Source organism: Nitrosospira sp. NpAV, from assembly GCF_000832065.1.
Lineage (GTDB): Bacteria > Pseudomonadota > Gammaproteobacteria > Burkholderiales > Nitrosomonadaceae > Nitrosospira.
This window is the reverse complement of the sequence record NZ_JXQM01000010.1, coordinates 107,457-126,790: the sequence shown is the minus strand read 5'-3', so window position 1 is coordinate 126,790 and position 19,334 is coordinate 107,457. Positions and strand designations below refer to the sequence as shown.

The window sequence follows — 19,334 nt, the reverse complement described above, 5'->3', positions numbered from 1 at the left end:
GGGCGCGATCAAACCACCAGCCGGTCGGGGATGAGAGTTCTGATGCGGAGCAAACAGCCTCCCCAAACGCTATAAATGCCAACGAGCGGATCATTGACGTAAATGCAACGCACGATAGAGTCGTCGTGCTTCTTCTTCCTTGAGCGTGTCGTTGATTTCACGCATGACACCGTTCATGTCGACCGGATTCTCAATGCGCTCGAAATACCCGGTTCGAATACTCTCCAGACACAATCAGCCTCAAATCACTCGAAGGGGGGAAATTCATGAAGAACCTTACGCTTCAGAATAAACGTGCATTGGTTACCGGTGGTAGTCGCGGCATTGGTGCCGCCATTGTCAAACGTCTCGCGCATGAAGGCGCCGATGTTGCGCTGACCTATGTCAGCAAACCTGACCAGGCCAACGAAACGCTGGAGGCGGCACAAGCGCTCGGCGTGCGGACATTGGCAATCCAGGCCGACAGCGCGGATGCCGAGGCGGTGGTGGCTGCCGTGGAGCGGACGGTAGAGGGGTTGGGCGGTATTGACATTCTGGTGAACAATGCCGGCATTGCCGTGATGGCACCCATTGATGACTATCGCCTTGAAGATTTCGACCGTACGTTGGCGGTGAATCTGCGGGCCGTGTTCGTCGCCACGCAGGCCGCCGTGCGGCACATGAAAACGGGTGGGCGCATCATCAACATTGGCAGTTGCAATGCCGAGCGCATGCCATTTGCGGGTGGCGCCGTGTATGCCATGAGCAAGGCTGCGCTGGTAGGGTTGGTCAAAGGGCTGGCGCGTGATCTCGGCCTGCGGGGCATCACCATCAACAATGTTCAGCCCGGACCTACCGACACCGACATGAATCCTGCCAAGGGCGATTTTGCCGAGATGCTGCGGAAGGTCATGGCTGTTCCACGCTATGGTACGGTCGATGAGATTGCCGCGATGGTTGCATATCTTGCTGGACCCGAAGCGGGCTTCATAACCGGCGCGAGCCTGACAATCGATGGGGGATTCACCGCGTAGCGCTTCTGAACAGCCACTGACTGACCAACTACCGTACTCATCCGGATTCAGTCATCCAGTTCCATATCCACCTCCGGTTTGACGCCGGAACGGATTGCTGCCTCGCTTAGTGATGGCAGGCAAAGCTCGATGAAGCGGTAAGCGTATCCGCGTAGATAGTGGCCGCGCCTGATAGAGATATTCGTGGTATTTTTCTGGAACAGGTGCGAACTGTCGAGCAGGTGGAGCCGTATATCGCGTGTCGGGTTGAACGCCATCGAAGCCACGAGACCCACCCCCAATCCGAGTTCGACGTAGGTTTTGATGACATCGGCGTCCAGGGCCGACATCGCGATATCGAGTACGATTCCCGCCTTTGCGAAAGTCTCGTCAATTCCTGACCGCCCGGTGAAACCTTCATGATAAGTAATGACTGGAAATTCGGCAATCGCTTCAAGCGTTAGCGGATGTACCAATTCGAGTGGATGACCGGGCGGTACAATGACCGCATGATGCCAGGAGTAATAGGGAAATGACGCCAGCTCCACCACGCTCTCCAATGCTTCAGTGGCGATGCCGATATCCGCGACGCCATCGAGCAGCATCGATACAATCTCATCGGGGCTGGACTGATGCAGGATAAGGTGAACGTTGGGAAATGCCTTCTTGAATTGCGTCACCACGGAAGGCAATGCATACCGCGCCTGTGTATGGGTAGTCGCGATAGTCAGCCGTCCCTGGTCCTTATTGCTGAATTGTTCCGCCAGGCGTTTGACGTTTTTCGCATCCAGCAGGATGCGCTCGACGATTTCCACCAGTTCCTTGCCGGGGTCAGTCAATCCGAGCAGCCGTTTGCCCTTGCGCACGAACAATTCGATGCCTAATTCATCTTCCAGATCTTTTATGTGCTTGCTGACACCCGACTGCGACGTAAACAAGGCATTTGCCGCTTCAGTGAGGTTATAGTTCTGCCGGACCGTTTCGTGGATGATGCGTAGTTGCTGAAAGTTCATGGGGTCTATAAATTCATGTTATCCCGGATAATCCATTAGACGGTTCTCCGAGCCCGCGCGATTGCTTGCATCCTTACGGATTATCCGGATTTATTTTGTGCTGGATGCTCGGAATGTACGAGAAAGGAGGCCTGCCCATACCATCCGACACAGGCAGGCTTCATCTCCTTCACTGAATACCCGCTATTTCAATAATTATAGCGGCCGCCCTGCAGCCGGCGTAGTGCCGTGACCAGTGTATCGACATCCGCACAGGTATTGTACAACGCCAATGACGGGCGTACCGTGGTTTCATAGCCAAAACGCCGCAGGATAGGCTGCGCGCAGTGGTGACCGGCACGCACCGCGATACCTTCCCGGTTCAGGGCCTCGCCGACCTCTTCAGTAGCGAAGCCCTTCAGCACGAACGACAATACTCCCGCCTTGTCCGGCGCGGTGCCGATAAGCCGCAAACCAGGGACGGTATTGAGACCCCGCGTTGCATAGGTCATCAGGTCATGCTCGTAGCGGCTTATGTTGTCGATACCAACGCGTTCCACATAGTCGATCGCGGCGCCAAGTCCCACCGCGTCGGCGATATTGCCCGTGCCAGCCTCGAAACGCGCCGGCGCGGGATTATATGCCGTTTTCTCGAAGGTGACATTCTGGATCATATTGCCGCCGCCTTGCCAGGGAGGAGAGGTATTGAGCAGTTCAGCCTTGCCAAACAGGGCACCGATGCCAGTGGGACCGAATACCTTGTGACCCGAGAAAACGAACCAGTCGCAATCGAGTTGCTGCACATCCACCCGCATATGCGAGACCGACTGCGCACCATCCACCAGTACGCGAGCACCCACGCGATGCGCCATTTCAATCATCTGGCGCGCCGGCGTGATGGTGCCTAGCGCGTTGGAGACGTGCGAGAACGATACGAGCTTGGTACGCGAACCAAGCAACTTCTGATATTCGTCGAGCAATATCTGGCCATCGTCGTCCACCGGCGCTACGCGCAGTTTCGCACCCTTTTCGTTGCATAGCTGCTGCCAGGGCACGATATTGGCATGGTGTTCCAGCCAGGTGATGACGACTTCGTCCCCTTCGTTGACATTTTGCCGGCCCCAGCTCTGCGCAACAAGATTGATTGCTTCGGTCGTGCCCCTGAGGAAAATGATTTCATCGGCGGACGGGGCATTGAGAAAGCGGCGTACCTTCCCGCGTGACTCCTCATAAGCATCGGTGGCGCGCGCCGCAAGTTCGTGCGCTGCGCGGTGGATATTGGAGTTTTCGTGCTGGTAGAAATAGGCGAGACGGTCGATGACAGATTGGGGTTTCTGCGTGGTGGCGGCATTATCCAGCCAGATTAGCGGGCGGCCGTGCACCCGTTCCTTTAGGATGGGAAAGTCGCGCCGCACGGCATTGGCATCAAATGCAGGATGTGTCGATGCAATCGACGGTATTTGCCTCTCACGGGCGCCACTGCCAAATGGCACGGCCTCATCAAGGAAGTAAAATGCCGGGCCGCCAGCCTGGCCGATGGGAAAAGCGCCCGTACCAGCTGATGAAGCGGCGTTTATGCCCGGTTTGCCGGATGGCAGGAAAGCGGATGGGGCCTCCAGTTCCGGGGGAGGTGGCAGCGAAAATGCGGTAAATGTATCGGCGTAGGGGAGATCTGCGCCAAGTGCCGGAATCTTCAGAGCCTGAGCCGCCCCTGCCGAGTAGGGAACAGTATAGTAAGACCCCAAAGGCGCCGTCGAGGGTAGCACGGATTTCGGGTCTGGCGTGGTTGCGGCCGAACCTGGAACTCCATAAGGAGCCGACGCAGGAGCCTCGGAGGGTGCCATGGATCGCGGATGTGGCGCGGCGGCGGCTGAATAAGGAAACTCGTAGGGGAACTTGGGAGAATACCCGGCGGGAAATCTGGCACCCGTTCCGAAAGAAATATCGGAAGGGCTTGCGGAAGCGCGTTCCATGCCTGGCGGAGTGGCAAACATTTCATTCACCATGCGCGTTAATTCCCCGATATCGGGAAGGCTGCCGGACGTACCGCCCAAAGTCTCACCCAGGCCTGATCGATTACTTGTACTCATGATATTTGCCTACATCGACATTCTCAAGTATGCCAACCGCATCTTCGGTCAATACCGCCAGTGAGCAATACAGAGATACCAGGTAGGAGGCAATGGCTTGATGATTGATGCCCATGAAACGCACCGAGAGCCCCATGCCTTGTTCGCCAGCCAAACCGGGCTGGTACAGTCCGACAACGCCCTGACGGCTTTCTCCAGTGCGCAGCAACAGGATGGAAGTCTTGCCCTTGACCACATCAATCTTGTCGCAGGGAATGAGCGGGAGTCCACGCCAAGTCAGAAATTGTGAACCAAACAAGGTTATGGTTGGAGGCGGTACGCCACGGCGCGTACATTCGCGTCCAAATGCGGCGATTGCCTGGGGGTGTGCCAGAAAGAAACCGGGCTCTTTCCAGACGCGTGCAATCAGTTCGTCCAGGTCATCCGGAGTGGGCGCACCCGACCGCGTTTTTATTCTCATGAAGTCATTTACATTATTGAGCAAACCATATTCCTTGTTATTCAACAGCTCCCTTTCCTGGCGTTCCTTCACTATTTCAATGGTCAGGCGAACCTGCTCGTGAATCTGGTTGTGCGGGCTGCTATAGAGATCGGAAACGCGAGTATGTACGTCCACCACGGTATTGACCGCGCTCAACACATATTCCCGCCCCCATTCCTCGTAATCCACGAAAGTATTGGGCAGTTCACGTTCATCCTTGTTGGAACAATCCACTGCAATCTTATCGGGGTCCTTTACCTTGTTTACACGGTAAATACCAGCCTCGACCGGCACCCAGTGCAGCAGGTGAACAAGCCAGCGCGGGGTGATAAGCCGCAGCTGAGGAACGGTTTTAGTGGCATTGGCAAGCGTGCGTGCCGCCACGTCTCCCAGTGCTGTGTGTCCTTGGTGGATATCCGCCATTTCATTCTCCTTGGTTAAGTATCTGAGCAATATTGAAGTGAATTGAGGGGATGCTGCCGGCCTATTATATATAACAAATTATAATTAGCTTATATTAAATTATTATATGGATTTTTTATTTTTGAATTTCTCCATGCAGATATTGATATCGTTTTTCTGGATGAAAAAAAGATTCGATGTATCCATCGGTGGAAAGGATCAGGTTTTCAGGTTTGTATGGCCTCTGGAGAAAAAAAGGGCGCCAGCCAACGGCTGGCGCCACGAATTGAAACAAAAAGGAGAAGATAACCACAGTGTTAAAGTTATCAGCTCCGCCTTTTACAGGGAACCAATAACATTTCATTTGCTTATCTCTTTTATGGATAAGGAGCACGTGGAAATTAACCACCGTGAGCAGGAAATGAAGGATTAAGTGCACAATGCGCTGCGAACCTCTGCGGGAGAGGGACTCCAGGGGGATAACTAAAGCCACACGAATTCGAAATCGAAACCTGATCCTTAACCCGCTTGTACCGCTTGTCTTGGCGTGATAGCAGGGGTCATCTCTATTTCCGAAAGAAAGATACCGTATGCAGAGCAGGATGATGTCACTTTCGAAGCAGCGGCTCCAAGGCAATCGCAGGTGGGGGAAACCTGATCTCGAACTCCGGTACCCTGCGATAACGCCACAGGATCCCGCTCTCACCGGTTAAACCCCATCTATTACCGATCAGGCCGAAGGGAATTTACAGCGAATTTCCGATTTGATGTTGCTCGGCTTACTTTATGAAAAGAGGGATTTCTTCCCATCGGTTCACCCCCTGTAACATTTTACAGCTATTTGTAAATGTCATTACATGATGTAATGCCCTGCCCCTATTTTATTAGCGGGCCTACGCCTATGCCATGGCGAGTCTGAGCCTATAAGAGCTGACGCGCTGCACTGGTATTTCATGTCATCGCAAATGCATTTAAAAATGGCAACATAACCCAGTTAAAGATAGTGAACGATATTTGTGGACACATAGCCGCTACCGGGACACTTGAGCAATTAACATAGGAGGAATCATGGCCTCACTGCGGCAAACATCACCCGACGATCTTGATGTGAAACAGCTCATCGCTGTTCTTAATGCATACCGCAAAGGCGATTTTACCGTGCGCATGCCAACCGATCTGATTGGGCTGCCCGGAAAAGTTGCGGATACCCTCAACGATATTATTGATATGGCGCAGGAGACTACCGCCGAATTCGAGCGTGTGGCGCAACTTGCCGGCAAGCAGGGCAAGGTTGGCGAGCGTATCGTGCTGCCAACAATGAAGGGATCCTGGGCAAGATTGGTGGAATCCAGCAATGCTCTGGCTGACGACCTGGTCAGTCCCATGAATGAGATGATCCGCGTCGTGGGTGCGGTGGCCGAGGGCGATCTGTCGCGAAGCGTGTCGATGGAGATCGATGGTCTCAAGTTGCAAGGCCAGTTCCTCAAATCGGCACAAATCGTGAATACCATGGTGGCGCGACTCGGTACTTTTTCTTCGGAAGTAACGCGGGTGGCGCGTGAAGTCGGCACCGACGGCATCCTCGGCGGGCAGGCCGAGGTCGCAGATGTGTCGGGGACCTGGAAAGACCTTACAGATTCAGTTAACGGCATGGCCGCCAACCTTACCACCCAGGTGAGAAATATCGCCGACGTGACCACCGCCGTGGCCAAGGGCGATCTCTCGAAACAAATTACGGTCGAGGCCAAGGGTGAAATTCTGGAACTCAAGGATACTGTCAATACCATGGTCGACCAGCTTTCCACCTTCGCTGCCGAGGTGACACGCGTGGCGCGCGAGGTTGGGACTGAAGGCAAGCTCGGCGGCCAAGCCGAGGTGGCGGGCGTTTCCGGCACCTGGAAAGATCTGACCGAGAGCGTCAACGGCATGGCCTCCAACCTGACGACGCAGGTAAGGAACATCGCCTACGTCACCACCGCGGTGGCCAGCGGCGACCTGACCAAGACAATTACCGCTGCGGCCAAGGGCGAAATCCTGCAACTCAAGGAAACCATCAACATCATGGTGGATCAACTCTCCGGCTTCGCTTCCGAGGTGACGCGAGTAGCGCGCGAAGTCGGCTCGGAAGGCAAGCTGGGCGGCCAGGCTGAGGTGACCGGGGTGGGTGGCACCTGGAAGGACCTTACCGAATCGGTAAACATGATGGCCTCCAACCTGACCTGGCAGGTGCGCAATATCGCCGACGTAACGACGGCGGTGGCCAAGGGCGATCTCAGCAAGAAGATCACGGTGGATGCCAGAGGTGAAATCCTGGAACTGAAAGCCACCATCAACACCATGGTGGACCAGCTTTCCAGCTTCGCTTCGGAAGTCACCCGAGTGGCGCGCGAGGTGGGTACGGAAGGGATACTGGGTGGTCAGGGGCAAGTCGAGGGCGTTTCCGGCACCTGGAAGGACTTGACCGACTCGGTCAACATGATGGCGGCCAACCTGACCACACAGGTGCGCAATATTGCTGAGGTGACGACGGCGGTGGCCAATGGGGACCTCGGCAAGAAGATTACCGCCGAGGCCAAGGGCGAAATCCTGCAACTCAAGGAAACCATCAACATCATGGTCGATCAGCTCTCAACCTTTGCCGACGAGGTAACGCGGGTGGCGCGTGAGGTGGGCACCGAGGGCAAGCTGGGTGGGCAGGCGGAGGTGGCAGGCGTGTCTGGCACTTGGAGAGATCTCACGGAAAGCGTGAACGGCATGGCGTCCAACCTCACCTCGCAGGTGCGCAATATTGCCGACGTGACGACGGCGGTGGCTCAGGGCGACCTAAGCAAGAAGATCACAGTGGATGCGAGGGGTGAAATCCTGGAGCTCAAGGCGACTATCAACATCATGGTGGACCAGCTTTCAACCTTTGCTGATGAAGTTACGCGCGTGGCGCGCGAGGTTGGCATGGATGGCAAGCTTGGCGGCCAAGCCTATGTCACGGGGGTGGCGGGCACCTGGAAGGATTTGACCGAATCGGTCAACATGATGGCGGCCAACCTGACCACACAGGTGCGCAATATCGCCGATGTGACAACGGCGGTGGCCAATGGGGACCTCGGCAAGAAGATTACCGCTGAGGCCAAGGGCGAAATCCTGCAACTCAAGGAAACCATCAATATCATGGTGGATCAGCTTTCCAGCTTCGCATCGGAGGTGACACGCGTGGCGCGGGAGGTGGGCACCGAGGGCAAACTGGGCGGACAGGCTACGGTACGCGGCGTTTCCGGCACCTGGAAGGATCTCACCGAATCGGTAAACGGCATGGCTTCCAACCTCACCGGCCAGGTACGCAACATCGCCGACGTGACCATCGCAGTAGCCAACGGCGATCTTAGCAAAAAGATCACGGTGGACGTGCGTGGCGAGTTCATGCAACTGAAAGAAACCATCAATACCATGGTGGACCAGCTTCGTTCGTTCGCTTCGGAAGTTACCAGGGTGGCGCGCGAAGTCGGCATGGATGGCAAGCTCGGCGGCCAGGCCTATGTTACGGGGGTGGCCGGCACTTGGAAGGACCTTACCGAATCGGTCAACATGATGGCTTCCAACCTTACCTCGCAGGTGCGCAATATCGCGCAGGTGACCACTGCTGTTGCCAATGGTGATCTGGGCAAGAAAATCACGGTGGATGTGAAGGGTGAGATTCTCGACCTGAAAAATACCGTGAATACGATGGTGGATCAGCTCAACAGCTTTGCGGCGGAAGTTACCCGGGTGGCGCGAGAGGTCGGAACCGATGGTAAGCTGGGTGGCCAAGCTACGGTACGTGGCGTTTCCGGTACCTGGAAAGACCTCACCGACAATGTCAACTTCATGGCCTCCAACCTCACCAGCCAGGTGCGCGGCATCGCCAAGGTGGTGACGGCGGTGGCTAATGGCGACCTGAAGAAGAAGTTGACGGTGGAAGCCAAGGGCGAGATCGCTGAGCTGGCCGATACCATCAATAACATGACCGATACGCTGGCACTATTCGCCGACCAAGTCACCTCGGTGGCACGCGAGGTGGGAGTCGAGGGGAGGCTGGGCGGCCAGGCCAACGTGCCTGGCGCCGCGGGTACCTGGAAAGATCTCACCGACAACGTGAATGGACTGGCGGCCAACCTCACCAATCAGGTGCGCGCCATCGCCGACGTCGCCACGGCGGTAACCAAAGGCGACCTCACGCGCAACATTACCGTCGAAGCAAAAGGCGAGGTGGCGGATCTCAAGGATAATGTCAACGAGATGATCCGGAATCTGCGCGAGACCACGCGGCAGAATTCGGAGCAGGACTGGCTCAAGACCAACCTCGCCAAGTTCACGCGGCTGCTGCAGGGTCAACGCGACCTCACCGCTGTATCGAAAATGGTGCTCTCTGAGCTTGCTCCCCTCATCAACGGCCAGCATGGCGTGTTCTATGTGCTGGATGAAACGGTGCCGGAAAACCCCCGACTCAAGCTTCTTTCCACCTACGCCTTTAAGGAACGTAAAAATCTTTCCAATGAATGGAAGCTTGGCGAGGGCATCGTCGGCCAGTGCGCCTTCGAGAAGCAGCGTATCCTGCTGACCAACGTACCGCCTGATTACATCGAGATCACTTCGGGACTCGGCGAGGCCAAGCCACAGAGTATTGTTGTGCTGCCAGTCATTTTTGAGAACAAGGTGAAGGCAGTGATCGAGATTGCCTCATTCACCCAATTCAGCGCCATTCATCAGAATTTCCTCGACCAGTTGAGCGAATCCATCGGCATCGTGCTCAACACCATCGAAGCCAATATGCGTACCGAGGAATTGCTCAAGCAATCACAATCCTTGGCGAGTGAACTGGGCAGCCAGCAGGAAGAGCTGCGCCAAACTAACGAGGAATTGGAGGAAAAGGCGAATCTGCTGGAAGAGCAGAAGCTTGAGGTCGAACGCAAGAACCGTGAGGTCGAGACCGCCAAAATGTTGATGGAGGAAAAGGCCGAGCAGCTTACCCTCACTTCCAAGTATAAGTCGGAATTCCTTTCCAACATGTCGCACGAATTACGCACGCCATTGAATAGCCTGCTTATTCTGGCACAGCAGCTGGCCGACAATCCGCAGCACAATCTCAACGAAAAACAAGTCGAATATGCGAAGACTATCCAGGGTTCGGGAAAAGATCTGCTGACGCTGATCAACGAGATTCTGGATCTGTCCAAGATCGAGTCCGGCACGGTTACATTGGACATGGCGGACGTACTGTTCAATCGCGTGCGCGATCAGGTCGAGCGCACTTTCCGCCATGTCGCCAACAACCGCAATCTTGACTTTGCCATCGAGCTGGCGCCGGACCTGCCTGGGAGCATCTATACCGACGAGAATCGCTTGCAGCAGGTGCTGAAGAATCTCCTGTCCAACTCGTTCAAGTTCACTGAGAAAGGCACCGTCATAATGCGTGTCGCTCCGGTGGATTCCGGCTGGAGCGTTGGTCATCCCACACTCGATCAGGCCGAACAGGTGATCGGCTTCTATATCACTGACACCGGCATCGGCGTGCTGGCAGCCAAACAGAAGATCATCTTCGAGGCATTTCAACAGGCCGATGCAGGTACAGCACGCAAGTATGGGGGCACTGGACTGGGGCTATCCATCTCACGCGAGATTGCACGGCTGCTGGGTGGCGAACTACAGCTGGCTTTCAGCGAGCATGGCAAGGGCAGCACCTTCGTAATGTATCTGCCTCTGCACGGACCTGAGCCAGGGCAGAGTGGCGATGGCATGTCCAGTGGCAGCGCCAGGAACTTTGCTATCGAGGCGCCAATCCCGCTCAGCGGAGCGGATGAGGCGGAATCAGCGGCTCCATCCGCGTCTCGATCGTCAATACCGGCAGCTGGGAAGAGGGCACCCGCCCGCCCTTCTGAAGAGATAGCGGCCAAGAAGCCGCCGTCTTCCCAAGTCGCGGATGACCGGGCAAGTATCCAACCCGGCGAACGCACTCTGCTCATCATCGAGGATGATGCGAGATTCGCCGATATCCTGCTCCAGGCAGCGCGCGAGAAGGGCTTCAAGGGAGTAGTCGCTACATTGGGCGGTGAGGGATACGAACTCGCTGAAAAATTCAAGCCTACCGCCATTACTTTGGATCTGCACCTGACCGACATGGACGGCTGGGTCTTGCTTGAAAAGCTTAAACGCAATCCAGGCACACGCCATATTCCGGTCGAGATTATTTCCGTAGATGACAACCGTTCGCGTGGCCTTCGTTACGGTGCTTACGAGTATCTGGTAAAACCAGCCACGCTGGAAGCGGTGCAGAAGGCGCTGACCGATTTGCGCAAGTTCGCCGAACTTGGCATAGGGGATCTGCTCATCGCCGACGGCAACGAAGCGCAACGCAAGAACATCATTGCACTCATTGGGAACAATGACGTGCGCATCAAGGCGGTGGCGACCGGCAAGGAGGCGCTGTTGGCGCTGAAGAAGAAGCGCTACGATTGCATAGTGCTTGACCTCAACTTGCCTGACATGGGGGTGGGCGAACTGATCGAGATGATCCAGGGCAATGCGTTGACCCGGGAAGTGCCGGTGATTGTGTACGGCGCGGAAGAGCCACAAAAAAAGGACCAGGAACATCTGAAATCCCTGGCACTTAAGGGTATCGTGAAGGAAGTGCGGTCGCCCGAACGCCTGCTGGATGAGACCTCACTGTTCCTGCATCGCGTGGTTGCCAAGTTGCCGGAGAACAGGCGAAAGATGCTGGAGAAGCTTTACGTTGGCAGCGATAGTCTGACTGGTAAAAAAGTCCTGGTGGTGGATGACGACGTGCGCAACATTTTCGCCCTTACCGCCGCGCTGGAGCACAACAAGCTGGAGGTATTCTCTGCCGAGAACGGTAAGAGCGCCATCGAATTACTGAAAAAGAATCCCGAGGTAAATATCGTGCTGATGGACATCATGATGCCGGAAATGGACGGCTTTGAGACCATGCGCCAGATCCGCAAGATAAAAAAATTCGAATCCTTGCCCATGATTGCACTCACTGCCAAAGCGATGAAAGGTGACCGTGAAAAATGCATAGAAGCCGGTGCTTCCGACTATGTCTCCAAACCCGTGGATGTGGATCAACTTCTGTCGCTAATGCGGGTGTGGCTATATAGGTAAATTGATCCCTTCCGTATAGCGGGTTTAAATAAGGAAGCCACTATGACAGATCACTATTCTGCATCCGTGCGTGAGGCGATTCACGAGATTGTTACTACCCAGTTACAAGAGAACTCGCCGCCGCAAGTCAGGCGAACCAGCGAACGTTTGATCGCATCAGGCTATACCTCTGAAGAAGCGTTCACCTTGGTGGGGTGTGCCCTGTCGCGCGAAATGTTCGAGGTGCTCGGTTCGGAACAGGGCTTCGATGAGGAGCGCTATATTGCGAGCCTGGAGCGCCTTCCCGCCTCGCTGTGGGATTGATGCCATGAAGCAGGTCGGCAGATTCGAGATCACGGATGCCGAGCGTGACCAGCCCATCAGGAAAAACCATCGAGGCGTTCATTTTCGCACCTGAGCAGAATGATGACAATTGCCAAAAGAAACTAATAATACGGGGCCATGGAAACCATAGAACTGCCGTTACTTCTCGAAGCCATGGTTCAGCGCTACGGCTACGATTTTCGTGACTACGCCCCGGCCTCGTTGAAACGGCGTGTACATCTAGCCATGCAGCGGGAGCAAGGAGTACATACCATTTCCGCTTATCAGGATCGCGTCCTGCACGACCCGGAAACCATGGCACGCTTTCTCGATGTGGTGTCGGTAGATGTCACCGCCATGTTCCGGGACCCGGCCTTTTATAAGGCGTTGCGCGACAAAGTGGTGCCGGCATGGCGGGAACTTCCTCTCCTTCGGGTCTGGCATGCCGGGTGCGCCACCGGCGAGGAGGTTTACTCCATGGCTATTATGCTGCATGAGGAGGAGTTGTTGGACAAGGCCAGACTCTACGCTACGGACATTAATCAACGCTTACTGGAACAAGGCAAGGGGAGAATTTTTGCCATCAAAAAGATGAAGGATTACACCAATAACTATCAGAAAGCCGGTGGCAAGTCGGTCTTCTCCGATTACTATACGGCAAGACATGACGACGTAATTTTGCGTGCCTTTCTGGGTAAGAATATTGTCTGGGCGGAGCATAATCTGGTCTCGGACAGCTCTTTCAACGAATTCCATATGGTGCTGTGCCGCAATGTAATGATTTATTTCAACCGCAAGTTGCAAGACCGGGTGCACCGGTTGATCTACGACAGCCTGCCGGTGGGCGGAGTGCTCGGCCTCGGACATGGCGAATCGCTGCAACTTACCCCTTATGAGAACTGCTACGAGGTGGTAGACCGGGCAGTAAAACTATTTCGGAAAATACGATGAAATACGGGCTCGTCGTGATCGGCGCATCGCTTGGCGGACTCAATTCCCTCCGGGGTGTATTGTCTGCGCTGCCTGGCACATTCCGCCTGCCGGTGGCAATCGTGCAGCATCGCAGTTCTGATGCCGACGATACGTTGCAATTCCTGCTGCAGAAAGAATGCGCCCGCCTGGTGCGGGAAGTGGAGGACAAGGAAGCCATTATACCGGGAAAGATTTACCTGGCGCCTGGCGGCTACCACCTCATGGTTGAGGAAGATCATTTTGCACTTTCTACGGAAGCAGCGGTGAACCATGCGCAGCCATCAATAGACTTGCTGTTCAAAACCGCGGCAGAGCACTTCGGGCCTCGTGTCATCGGCGTGGTGCTTACCGGCACCGGCACGGACGGTGCACTGGGCTTGGCGGAAATAGAACACGGCGGCGGCGTGGCGTTGATCGAATCACGGCAGACGGCATTCGCTCAAGAGATGCCAGCGGCCGCCATCGAAGCAACGCGACATGCAATCGAACTCAAACTGGAAGAAATCGGGCCATATCTGGTCAAACTGGATCGAGAGCAGGAGGCGGGATGATGGAGTTGCCCAAAATCGAAATACCGGCGCTGCACAATGGTGGCATTCCATACCATATCGAGATACCGGCGGGCAATCTCGCTTGCGTACTGATCGTGGACGACAATCCGGCCAAGCTGACTTCACTGGCTTCGGTCGTTTCGGGTATGGCGTTGGAGGTGGTGACGGCCACCTCGGGGCGAGAGGCGTTGCGTCAATTACTCAAGCTGGATTTTGCTCTGATCCTGCTGGATGTTTACATGCCGACGATGGATGGTTATGAGACGGCCCAGATCATCCATAGCCGGCCGCGTTCGGCGCACACCCCTATCATCTTCATCACCGCCGAGGCGGTGACTGACGAAGATCGCTTTAAAGGCTACGCGGTCGGCGCGGCGGATTGGATTCTCTCGCCAATCATGCCCGAAATCTTGAAAGCCAAGATCAAGGTATTTGTGGACCTGTTCTACCTCAATCGCGTTGTGCAGCATCAAACGGAGGAGTTAAAAAAACTAAATAATGAGCTGGAGCAGAGAGTTATCGAGCGCACCGCGAAACTTGCATTATTCGCACGCATCTTCGACAGCGTCACTGAAGGTATTACGGTCACGGGTGCTGATAGAAATATCCTGTACGTCAATCCGGCTTTCACCGCCATTACCGGTTACGCTGCGGAAGAGGTGACCGGCACACGCGCGTCGATGCCCCGTTTTATGGATGAGGCATGCTACAGCGAGATATGGCGCAATATCAAAGAGATCGGCCATTGGCAGGGTGAGATGGTGGATAAGCGCAAAAACGGCGAGAATTATACCGAATGGTTGAGCATTAGCACGATGAGGAGCACATGTGGCGAGATCAGCCATTATATCGCGGTGTTTTCCGATATCAGCGAGCGCAAGGCGGTGGAGGAGCGAGTAGCCTTTATGGCACAACACGACTTTCTCACCGGTTTGCCTAATCGTCTCCTGCTACAGGACCGTCTAACGCAAGCGATTGCCCATGCCAAACGTAAACACGGCAAGTTGGCGGTGATATTTCTTGATCTTGATCATTTTAAAACCATTAACGATTCACTAGGCCACCCAGTCGGCGACAAGCTGTTGCGGGAAGTCGCCGATCGCATCAAGGGAGCGGTGCGCGCCAGCGACACAGTGAGCCGGCCGGGCGGTGACGAGTTCATCATCATGCTGCGGGAACCAGAAACGACCGACGCTATTGCCATGATTGCGGTCAAACTGCTGACAGCTATTGCCAGCTCCTATTTGATAGACGGTAGCGAAATCCAGGTAACCACCAGCATCGGTATCAGCGTGTTTCCCGAGGATGGGCGCGACAGCGATACCCTGATCAAACATGCCGACAATGCGATGTATCAGGCCAAGGGAAACGGTCGCAACAATTATCAGTTTTTTACCGAGGAAATGAATCGCCGTACACTGGAACGCATATCACTCAGGACCAAGTTGAGCCACGCGCTGGAGCGCAAGGAGCTTTCACTTCATTATCAGCCGCAGGTGGATTTGCAGAGCGGTCGTATCATTGGCGCCGAGGCACTGCTGCGCTGGCATCAGCCCGTGTTGGGGATGGTCTCGCCGGCGCAATTCATTCCCATCGCGGAAGAGAACGGCCTGATCGTCTTGATTGGCGAATGGGTGCTTCGTGAGGCATACCGCCAGAACCGGGAATGGCGCAAGATGGGGTTGCCGGAAATTACCATGGCGGCCAATTTGTCGGCGGTACAGTTCCGTCAAAAAAATTTCGGCAAAATGATCATGGTCATCGTTAATGAAAGTGGCCTGGCTCCATCCGCCTGCGAACTGGAGATTACTGAGAGTGTTGTCATGCAAGATGCTGGAGCGGCGATTACGCTGCTGCAACAACTTAAGACATTTGGGCTGAAACTATCAATGGATGATTTTGGTACTGGCTATTCCAGCCTGAGCTATCTCAAGAAATTCCCGATCGACAAACTCAAGATCGACCAGTCGTTCGTGCGTAATATGATGACAGATCCAGACGACGCGGTGATTGCCAGCACCATCATCAGCATGGCGCAAAGCCTGAGGCTGAAAGTCATTGCCGAAGGAGTGGAAACGCCGGCGCAGTTGGCCTTTCTAAGGCAGCAGGGTTGCGACGAGATGCAAGGCTACTACTTTAGCAAACCCCTGGCCGCGGAAGAATTCGCGTGCCTGCTGTCCGGGTCGAAGAAATAAGAAGTTAGCCCCATTACCGCTGCACATATCCGTTTCATTTATTACCGTCGTACATGATACGCAGCATGTGAAACATCATGAGCGAGCTAATTCTGACAAGTATGGCTGTCTAGCTCGCTGTGTGTCCCGCATGACTGGCATCGACGTCCCAGAGAAGATTTTCCCGGCCATGATAAGCTATCCACATTTTCTTGGTTTGATGCCGGGAAAATGAGTGCTAGATTTCCTTCCTGATTGTCAGCATTGGAGGAAATCAAAATGTCTTTCATTAAATCCCACAAATCCCACATCGCGGTTATCGTATTGATATCCCTGGTTAGCCTGGGCGCGGCGTATGCCGCATTGCAAACGTTTTCTCCTGGCTCCGTTCGCGATCCTGCCCGCGAATTGTATGCGGATTTGAATGATGCCTTCGCCACCCACTGGAAAGCACGTACGGGCGTAGACATTAATGTCAGATCCGCCCAGAGCAAATCAGGAAAACCGGTACGTGCTGTACTTGATGGTCTCAATATCACAACGCTTACCCTGTCTTATGATGTGGATAAGCTGCGCGAAAAAAACCGGTTTATTGCGCCTGCCTGGAATCAAACCTCATCACAGAACCTGCACGATGTCTCATCGCATGCCTCACCCTACACTTCAACCATAGTATTTGTGGTGCGCAAGGGCAATCCCAAGAAATTGCGCGACTGGGATGATCTTTCGCGACCTGGCATAGAAGTGGTCACGCCTAATCCAAAGATTTCGGACAGTGGCCGCTGGAATTATTTGGCGGCCTGGGGATATGCGCTCAGGCAACCGGGCGGCGACGAAGCAGCCGCACTTGAATTTGTCAGGAAATTATTCGCCAATATCAGATCGCCGGCGACTACCGACTTTGTCGAGCGAGGTATCGGCGACGTGCTGCTGGTGTGGGAGAATGAAGCCCATCTTCTGATCCATCAAGCGAGCGTAGAAGGAGCTGATAAATTTGAAATTGTTACGCCATCCATGTCGATAGTGGCCGAACCCACGGTCAGTGTGGTGAATGCGTCGGCTGATAAGAACGGCACGCGTGAAGTAACTACCGCTTATATCAATTACCTTTATACACCCCAGGCCCAGGACATTGCGGGCAAGCACTATTATCGCCCGCGCGATGCGCAGGCGGGAGCCAAGTACGCAAATCGGTTCCCCCCTCTGGAATTATTTACCGTAGACGAGGTTTTTGGCAGCTGGCAACAGGCCCGGAAAATCCACTTTGCCAAGAATGGAATTCTTGAGCATATTCAGAGAAATTAGCGCTAGTTTCGATTACATATGAACTAATGGGTTCAGGACGAACGATTACCATCTCACCGTGGGTCTTTCCACTTCCACCGTAGCAGCACCCGCAATTGCCTGAATTCCTCCGCATCTATTCCGTCCGGCAGAATCGTTACGCTGCAACCAGAGAATATTCGCAGCGGAGATCGGGAAACTGGAGGAGTCAAAGATTGCATGGATCCGCCGGACTCCAGGATTCTCAGGGGCTTTAGTTCGAGCACTGTCAGATAAGGCGCAACGAAGCTGCTGCCGAGCAGAGTGCAGGTAATTCGCGCCCCGCGCCGGAGTTCGAGCGCACAGATCATTTCGTCCGATAATTCTAGTCCCGTCACGGATGCCGGCGAGCTTAGCAATGCGTAACGTCTTAAATGAAAAACAAGGCTGAGCGCCAAGATAGCGCTTCCTGCCAGTTGCGCTATGGCGGGCAACGTTAGCGGCCACAGTAGCCCGATAGCGGAAAAATGGGCAAGACTCAATGTCATGGCAAGGCGCATGGAGGGTTTCAGCCGGACAATCAGCAAAGGAGAAGAGGGTGATGAAGGGCTAGCCATAGTCCGATTATCTCATTTTGGGCAATTAGCGGTTTATCCGGCGTGCGCATTGGCCGTATAATTGATTCTCGTTCACAGACGGCCTTGATTTGCATGAATCCCCTATGGCAATCCTATCTGCAAAGCCGCAATGCGGTCATCCAGGATGGCCGCGTTGTCAGCTATGGGAATGCTACCGCCGAACTTGCGAGTGTCCGCTCTGATACGGTATTGGCTGACCTTTCGCACTTTAGCCTGATTCATTTTTCGGGGGAGGACGCGCAATCTTTTCTTCAGGGGCAGGTGAGTTGCGACATCAAAGCGATCAATCCCTCTACTAGCGGCGCCACCGCACTCTATGGAAGTTATTGCAACCCAAAGGGCAGAATGCTGGCAAGTTTCCTGATGTGGCACGATGGCAGCGGCTATGTCATGCAATTGCCGTCAGGGTTGCAAGCGGCCATCCAGAAGCGTCTATCCATGTATGTCTTGCGCGCTAAAGTCAAGCTGACCGACAACAGTGATGCGATAGTGTGCGTCGGCACCGCAGGAGAGCATGCCGAGACATTGGTGCGGGAATTCCTGGGAGTGGTGCCTGCTTTGCTTCTAGAGGTGACGCACACTCAACGGGGAAGCGTAATCCGCCTTGGGCAAGATCGTTTTGAACTCCTTGTACCCATCGAGCAGGCGCAAACAGCGTGGGAGCGTTTGAGTAGAAACGCCGCGCCGGTGGGAGCATACTGCTGGGACTGGCTGGATATTAAAGCCGGTATTCCGGTGATCACCCTGCCGACGCAGGAACAATTCGTGCCGCAAATGGCGAATGTGGATATCATCGGCGGGATAAGCTTCCACAAAGGCTGTTACCCCGGTCAGGAAATTGTCGCTCGTACCCAATATCTGGGCAAAATTAAACGCCGCATGGTCCTTGCCAACATCAAGCCGCCGCCGGAAACGACGATTCAAGCGGGAGACGAATTGTTCAGCGCTGATATGGGGGAGCAGTCAAATGGCATGATAGTCAACGCGGCTCCTGCACCTGATGGCGGATTCGATGTGTTAGCTGTCATACAGACAAGCAGCATTGAGGCCGGTAAAATCCAATGGATGTCCTTGGATGGGCCTGCGCTGGAGATCATGCCACTACCTTATTTGGTACCTCACTAACCTAACAGTTTGCCGGATTTGAAGAATCGTAGCAAGAAAGTAATACTTTTCAGCCGATCTCCTTGTTGTCAAATCCACTTCTGCCGGGCGTACGCCAAGAATATCTTGCCGTCCGCCTAGCGCATGTTGAGAAATAAATTGAAATCCTTAAACCCGAATCCGGCGTTGATTACTTATTCTTTCATTTAAAACTATGGTCCAT

General features: G+C 54.5%; 14 protein-coding genes. 9 read left to right on the top strand and 5 right to left on the bottom strand.

Going from position 1 to position 19,334, the window contains the following annotated elements; translation table 11 throughout:
* Window positions 1-90: 90 nt before the first annotated feature.
* The gene (locus tag SQ11_RS17245) at window positions 91-234 is read right to left on the bottom strand and encodes a hypothetical protein (RefSeq protein ID WP_156972441.1); all 144 of its coding nucleotides are present in this window, start codon (window positions 232-234) and stop codon (window positions 91-93) included.
* A 32-nt stretch (window positions 235-266) separates the two neighbouring features.
* On the opposite strand from SQ11_RS17245, the gene SQ11_RS07805 reads away from it, so the two are divergent.
* Window positions 267-1,013, top strand: coding sequence for a 3-oxoacyl-ACP reductase family protein (locus tag SQ11_RS07805; RefSeq protein ID WP_041513583.1), 747 nt, complete (start codon window positions 267-269; stop codon window positions 1,011-1,013).
* Between the two features lie 47 nt (window positions 1,014-1,060).
* Here SQ11_RS07805 and SQ11_RS07800 read toward each other — a convergent pair whose 3' ends face one another.
* The 3 genes from SQ11_RS07800 to SQ11_RS07790 all read right to left on the bottom strand — a co-directional run bounded on the left by SQ11_RS07800 (window position 1,061) and on the right by SQ11_RS07790 (window position 4,978).
* The gene (locus tag SQ11_RS07800) at window positions 1,061-2,005 is read right to left on the bottom strand and encodes a CysB family HTH-type transcriptional regulator (protein WP_041513582.1); all 945 of its coding nucleotides are present in this window, start codon (window positions 2,003-2,005) and stop codon (window positions 1,061-1,063) included.
* Between the two features lie 188 nt (window positions 2,006-2,193).
* The gene (locus SQ11_RS07795; protein ID WP_041513581.1) at window positions 2,194-4,074 is read right to left on the bottom strand and encodes a family 2A encapsulin nanocompartment cargo protein cysteine desulfurase; all 1,881 of its coding nucleotides are present in this window, start codon (window positions 4,072-4,074) and stop codon (window positions 2,194-2,196) included.
* Complete coding sequence (locus SQ11_RS07790) at window positions 4,061-4,978, bottom strand: family 2A encapsulin nanocompartment shell protein (RefSeq protein ID WP_041513580.1); 918 nt, start codon at window positions 4,976-4,978, stop codon at window positions 4,061-4,063. The genes SQ11_RS07795 and SQ11_RS07790 overlap by 14 nt, the downstream gene beginning before the upstream one ends.
* Window positions 4,979-5,111: 133 nt before the next feature.
* Between SQ11_RS07790 and SQ11_RS07785 the strand changes: the two genes are divergently transcribed.
* The 7 genes from SQ11_RS07785 to SQ11_RS07755 all read left to right on the top strand — a co-directional run bounded on the left by SQ11_RS07785 (window position 5,112) and on the right by SQ11_RS07755 (window position 17,411).
* A complete protein-coding gene (locus SQ11_RS07785; RefSeq protein ID WP_041513579.1) occupies window positions 5,112-5,390 on the top strand; it encodes a hypothetical protein in 279 nt (92 codons plus the stop codon).
* Window positions 5,391-6,025: 635 nt separating this feature from the next.
* A complete protein-coding gene (locus SQ11_RS07780; protein ID WP_041513578.1) occupies window positions 6,026-12,106 on the top strand; it encodes a HAMP domain-containing protein in 6,081 nt (2,026 codons plus the stop codon).
* A 42-nt stretch (window positions 12,107-12,148) separates the two neighbouring features.
* Window positions 12,149-12,409 (top strand): hypothetical protein, encoded by a 261-nt coding sequence (locus tag SQ11_RS07775; protein WP_041513577.1) that lies wholly within the window; start codon window positions 12,149-12,151, stop codon window positions 12,407-12,409.
* A gap of 138 nt (window positions 12,410-12,547) precedes the next feature.
* The gene (locus tag SQ11_RS07770; protein WP_041513576.1) at window positions 12,548-13,360 is read left to right on the top strand and encodes a protein-glutamate O-methyltransferase CheR; all 813 of its coding nucleotides are present in this window, start codon (window positions 12,548-12,550) and stop codon (window positions 13,358-13,360) included.
* Window positions 13,357-13,932, top strand: a complete 576-nt coding sequence (locus tag SQ11_RS07765) for a chemotaxis protein CheB (RefSeq protein WP_041513575.1) — start codon at window positions 13,357-13,359, stop codon at window positions 13,930-13,932. The genes SQ11_RS07770 and SQ11_RS07765 overlap by 4 nt, the downstream gene beginning before the upstream one ends.
* Window positions 13,929-16,127 carry an EAL domain-containing protein gene (locus SQ11_RS07760; protein ID WP_052494076.1) on the top strand — a complete coding sequence of 733 codons (2,199 nt, stop codon included), beginning with the start codon at window positions 13,929-13,931 and terminating at the stop codon, window positions 16,125-16,127. The genes SQ11_RS07765 and SQ11_RS07760 overlap by 4 nt, the downstream gene beginning before the upstream one ends.
* Before the next feature lie 258 nt (window positions 16,128-16,385).
* Complete coding sequence (locus SQ11_RS07755) at window positions 16,386-17,411, top strand: sulfate ABC transporter substrate-binding protein (RefSeq protein ID WP_156972440.1); 1,026 nt, start codon at window positions 16,386-16,388, stop codon at window positions 17,409-17,411.
* Between the two features lie 53 nt (window positions 17,412-17,464).
* On the opposite strand, the gene SQ11_RS07750 is transcribed toward SQ11_RS07755, so the two are convergent.
* Entirely contained in the window at window positions 17,465-17,986 is a 522-nt protein-coding gene (locus SQ11_RS07750; RefSeq protein ID WP_232297928.1) for a protein YgfX, read from the bottom strand.
* A 93-nt stretch (window positions 17,987-18,079) separates the two neighbouring features.
* Between SQ11_RS07750 and SQ11_RS07745 the strand changes: the two genes are divergently transcribed.
* Window positions 18,080-19,132 carry a folate-binding protein YgfZ gene (locus SQ11_RS07745; protein ID WP_041513574.1) on the top strand — a complete coding sequence of 351 codons (1,053 nt, stop codon included), beginning with the start codon at window positions 18,080-18,082 and terminating at the stop codon, window positions 19,130-19,132.
* Window positions 19,133-19,334: the final 202 nt, after the last annotated feature.

Bases quoted from the DNA above. Each gene is read 5' to 3' on its own strand.
- SQ11_RS07775 (WP_041513577.1), top strand. From the start codon at position 12,149: ATGACAGATCACTATTCTGCATCCGTGCGTGAGGCGATTCACGAGATT.
- SQ11_RS07755 (WP_156972440.1), top strand. From the start codon at position 16,386: ATGTCTTTCATTAAATCCCACAAATCCCACATCGCGGTTATCGTATTG.
- SQ11_RS07800 (WP_041513582.1), bottom strand. From the start codon at position 2,005: ATGAACTTTCAGCAACTACGCATCATCCACGAAACGGTCCGGCAGAAC.
- SQ11_RS07790 (WP_041513580.1), bottom strand. From the start codon at position 4,978: ATGGCGGATATCCACCAAGGACACACAGCACTGGGAGACGTGGCGGCA.
- SQ11_RS07780 (WP_041513578.1), top strand. From the start codon at position 6,026: ATGGCCTCACTGCGGCAAACATCACCCGACGATCTTGATGTGAAACAG.
- SQ11_RS07805 (WP_041513583.1), top strand. From the start codon at position 267: ATGAAGAACCTTACGCTTCAGAATAAACGTGCATTGGTTACCGGTGGT.
- SQ11_RS07745 (WP_041513574.1), top strand. From the start codon at position 18,080: ATGAATCCCCTATGGCAATCCTATCTGCAAAGCCGCAATGCGGTCATC.
- SQ11_RS07785 (WP_041513579.1), top strand. From the start codon at position 5,112: ATGCAGATATTGATATCGTTTTTCTGGATGAAAAAAAGATTCGATGTA.
- SQ11_RS07760 (WP_052494076.1), top strand. From the start codon at position 13,929: ATGATGGAGTTGCCCAAAATCGAAATACCGGCGCTGCACAATGGTGGC.
- SQ11_RS07765 (WP_041513575.1), top strand. From the start codon at position 13,357: ATGAAATACGGGCTCGTCGTGATCGGCGCATCGCTTGGCGGACTCAAT.
- SQ11_RS07770 (WP_041513576.1), top strand. From the start codon at position 12,548: ATGGAAACCATAGAACTGCCGTTACTTCTCGAAGCCATGGTTCAGCGC.
- SQ11_RS07795 (WP_041513581.1), bottom strand. From the start codon at position 4,074: ATGAGTACAAGTAATCGATCAGGCCTGGGTGAGACTTTGGGCGGTACG.
- SQ11_RS07750 (WP_232297928.1), bottom strand. From the start codon at position 17,986: ATGGCTAGCCCTTCATCACCCTCTTCTCCTTTGCTGATTGTCCGGCTG.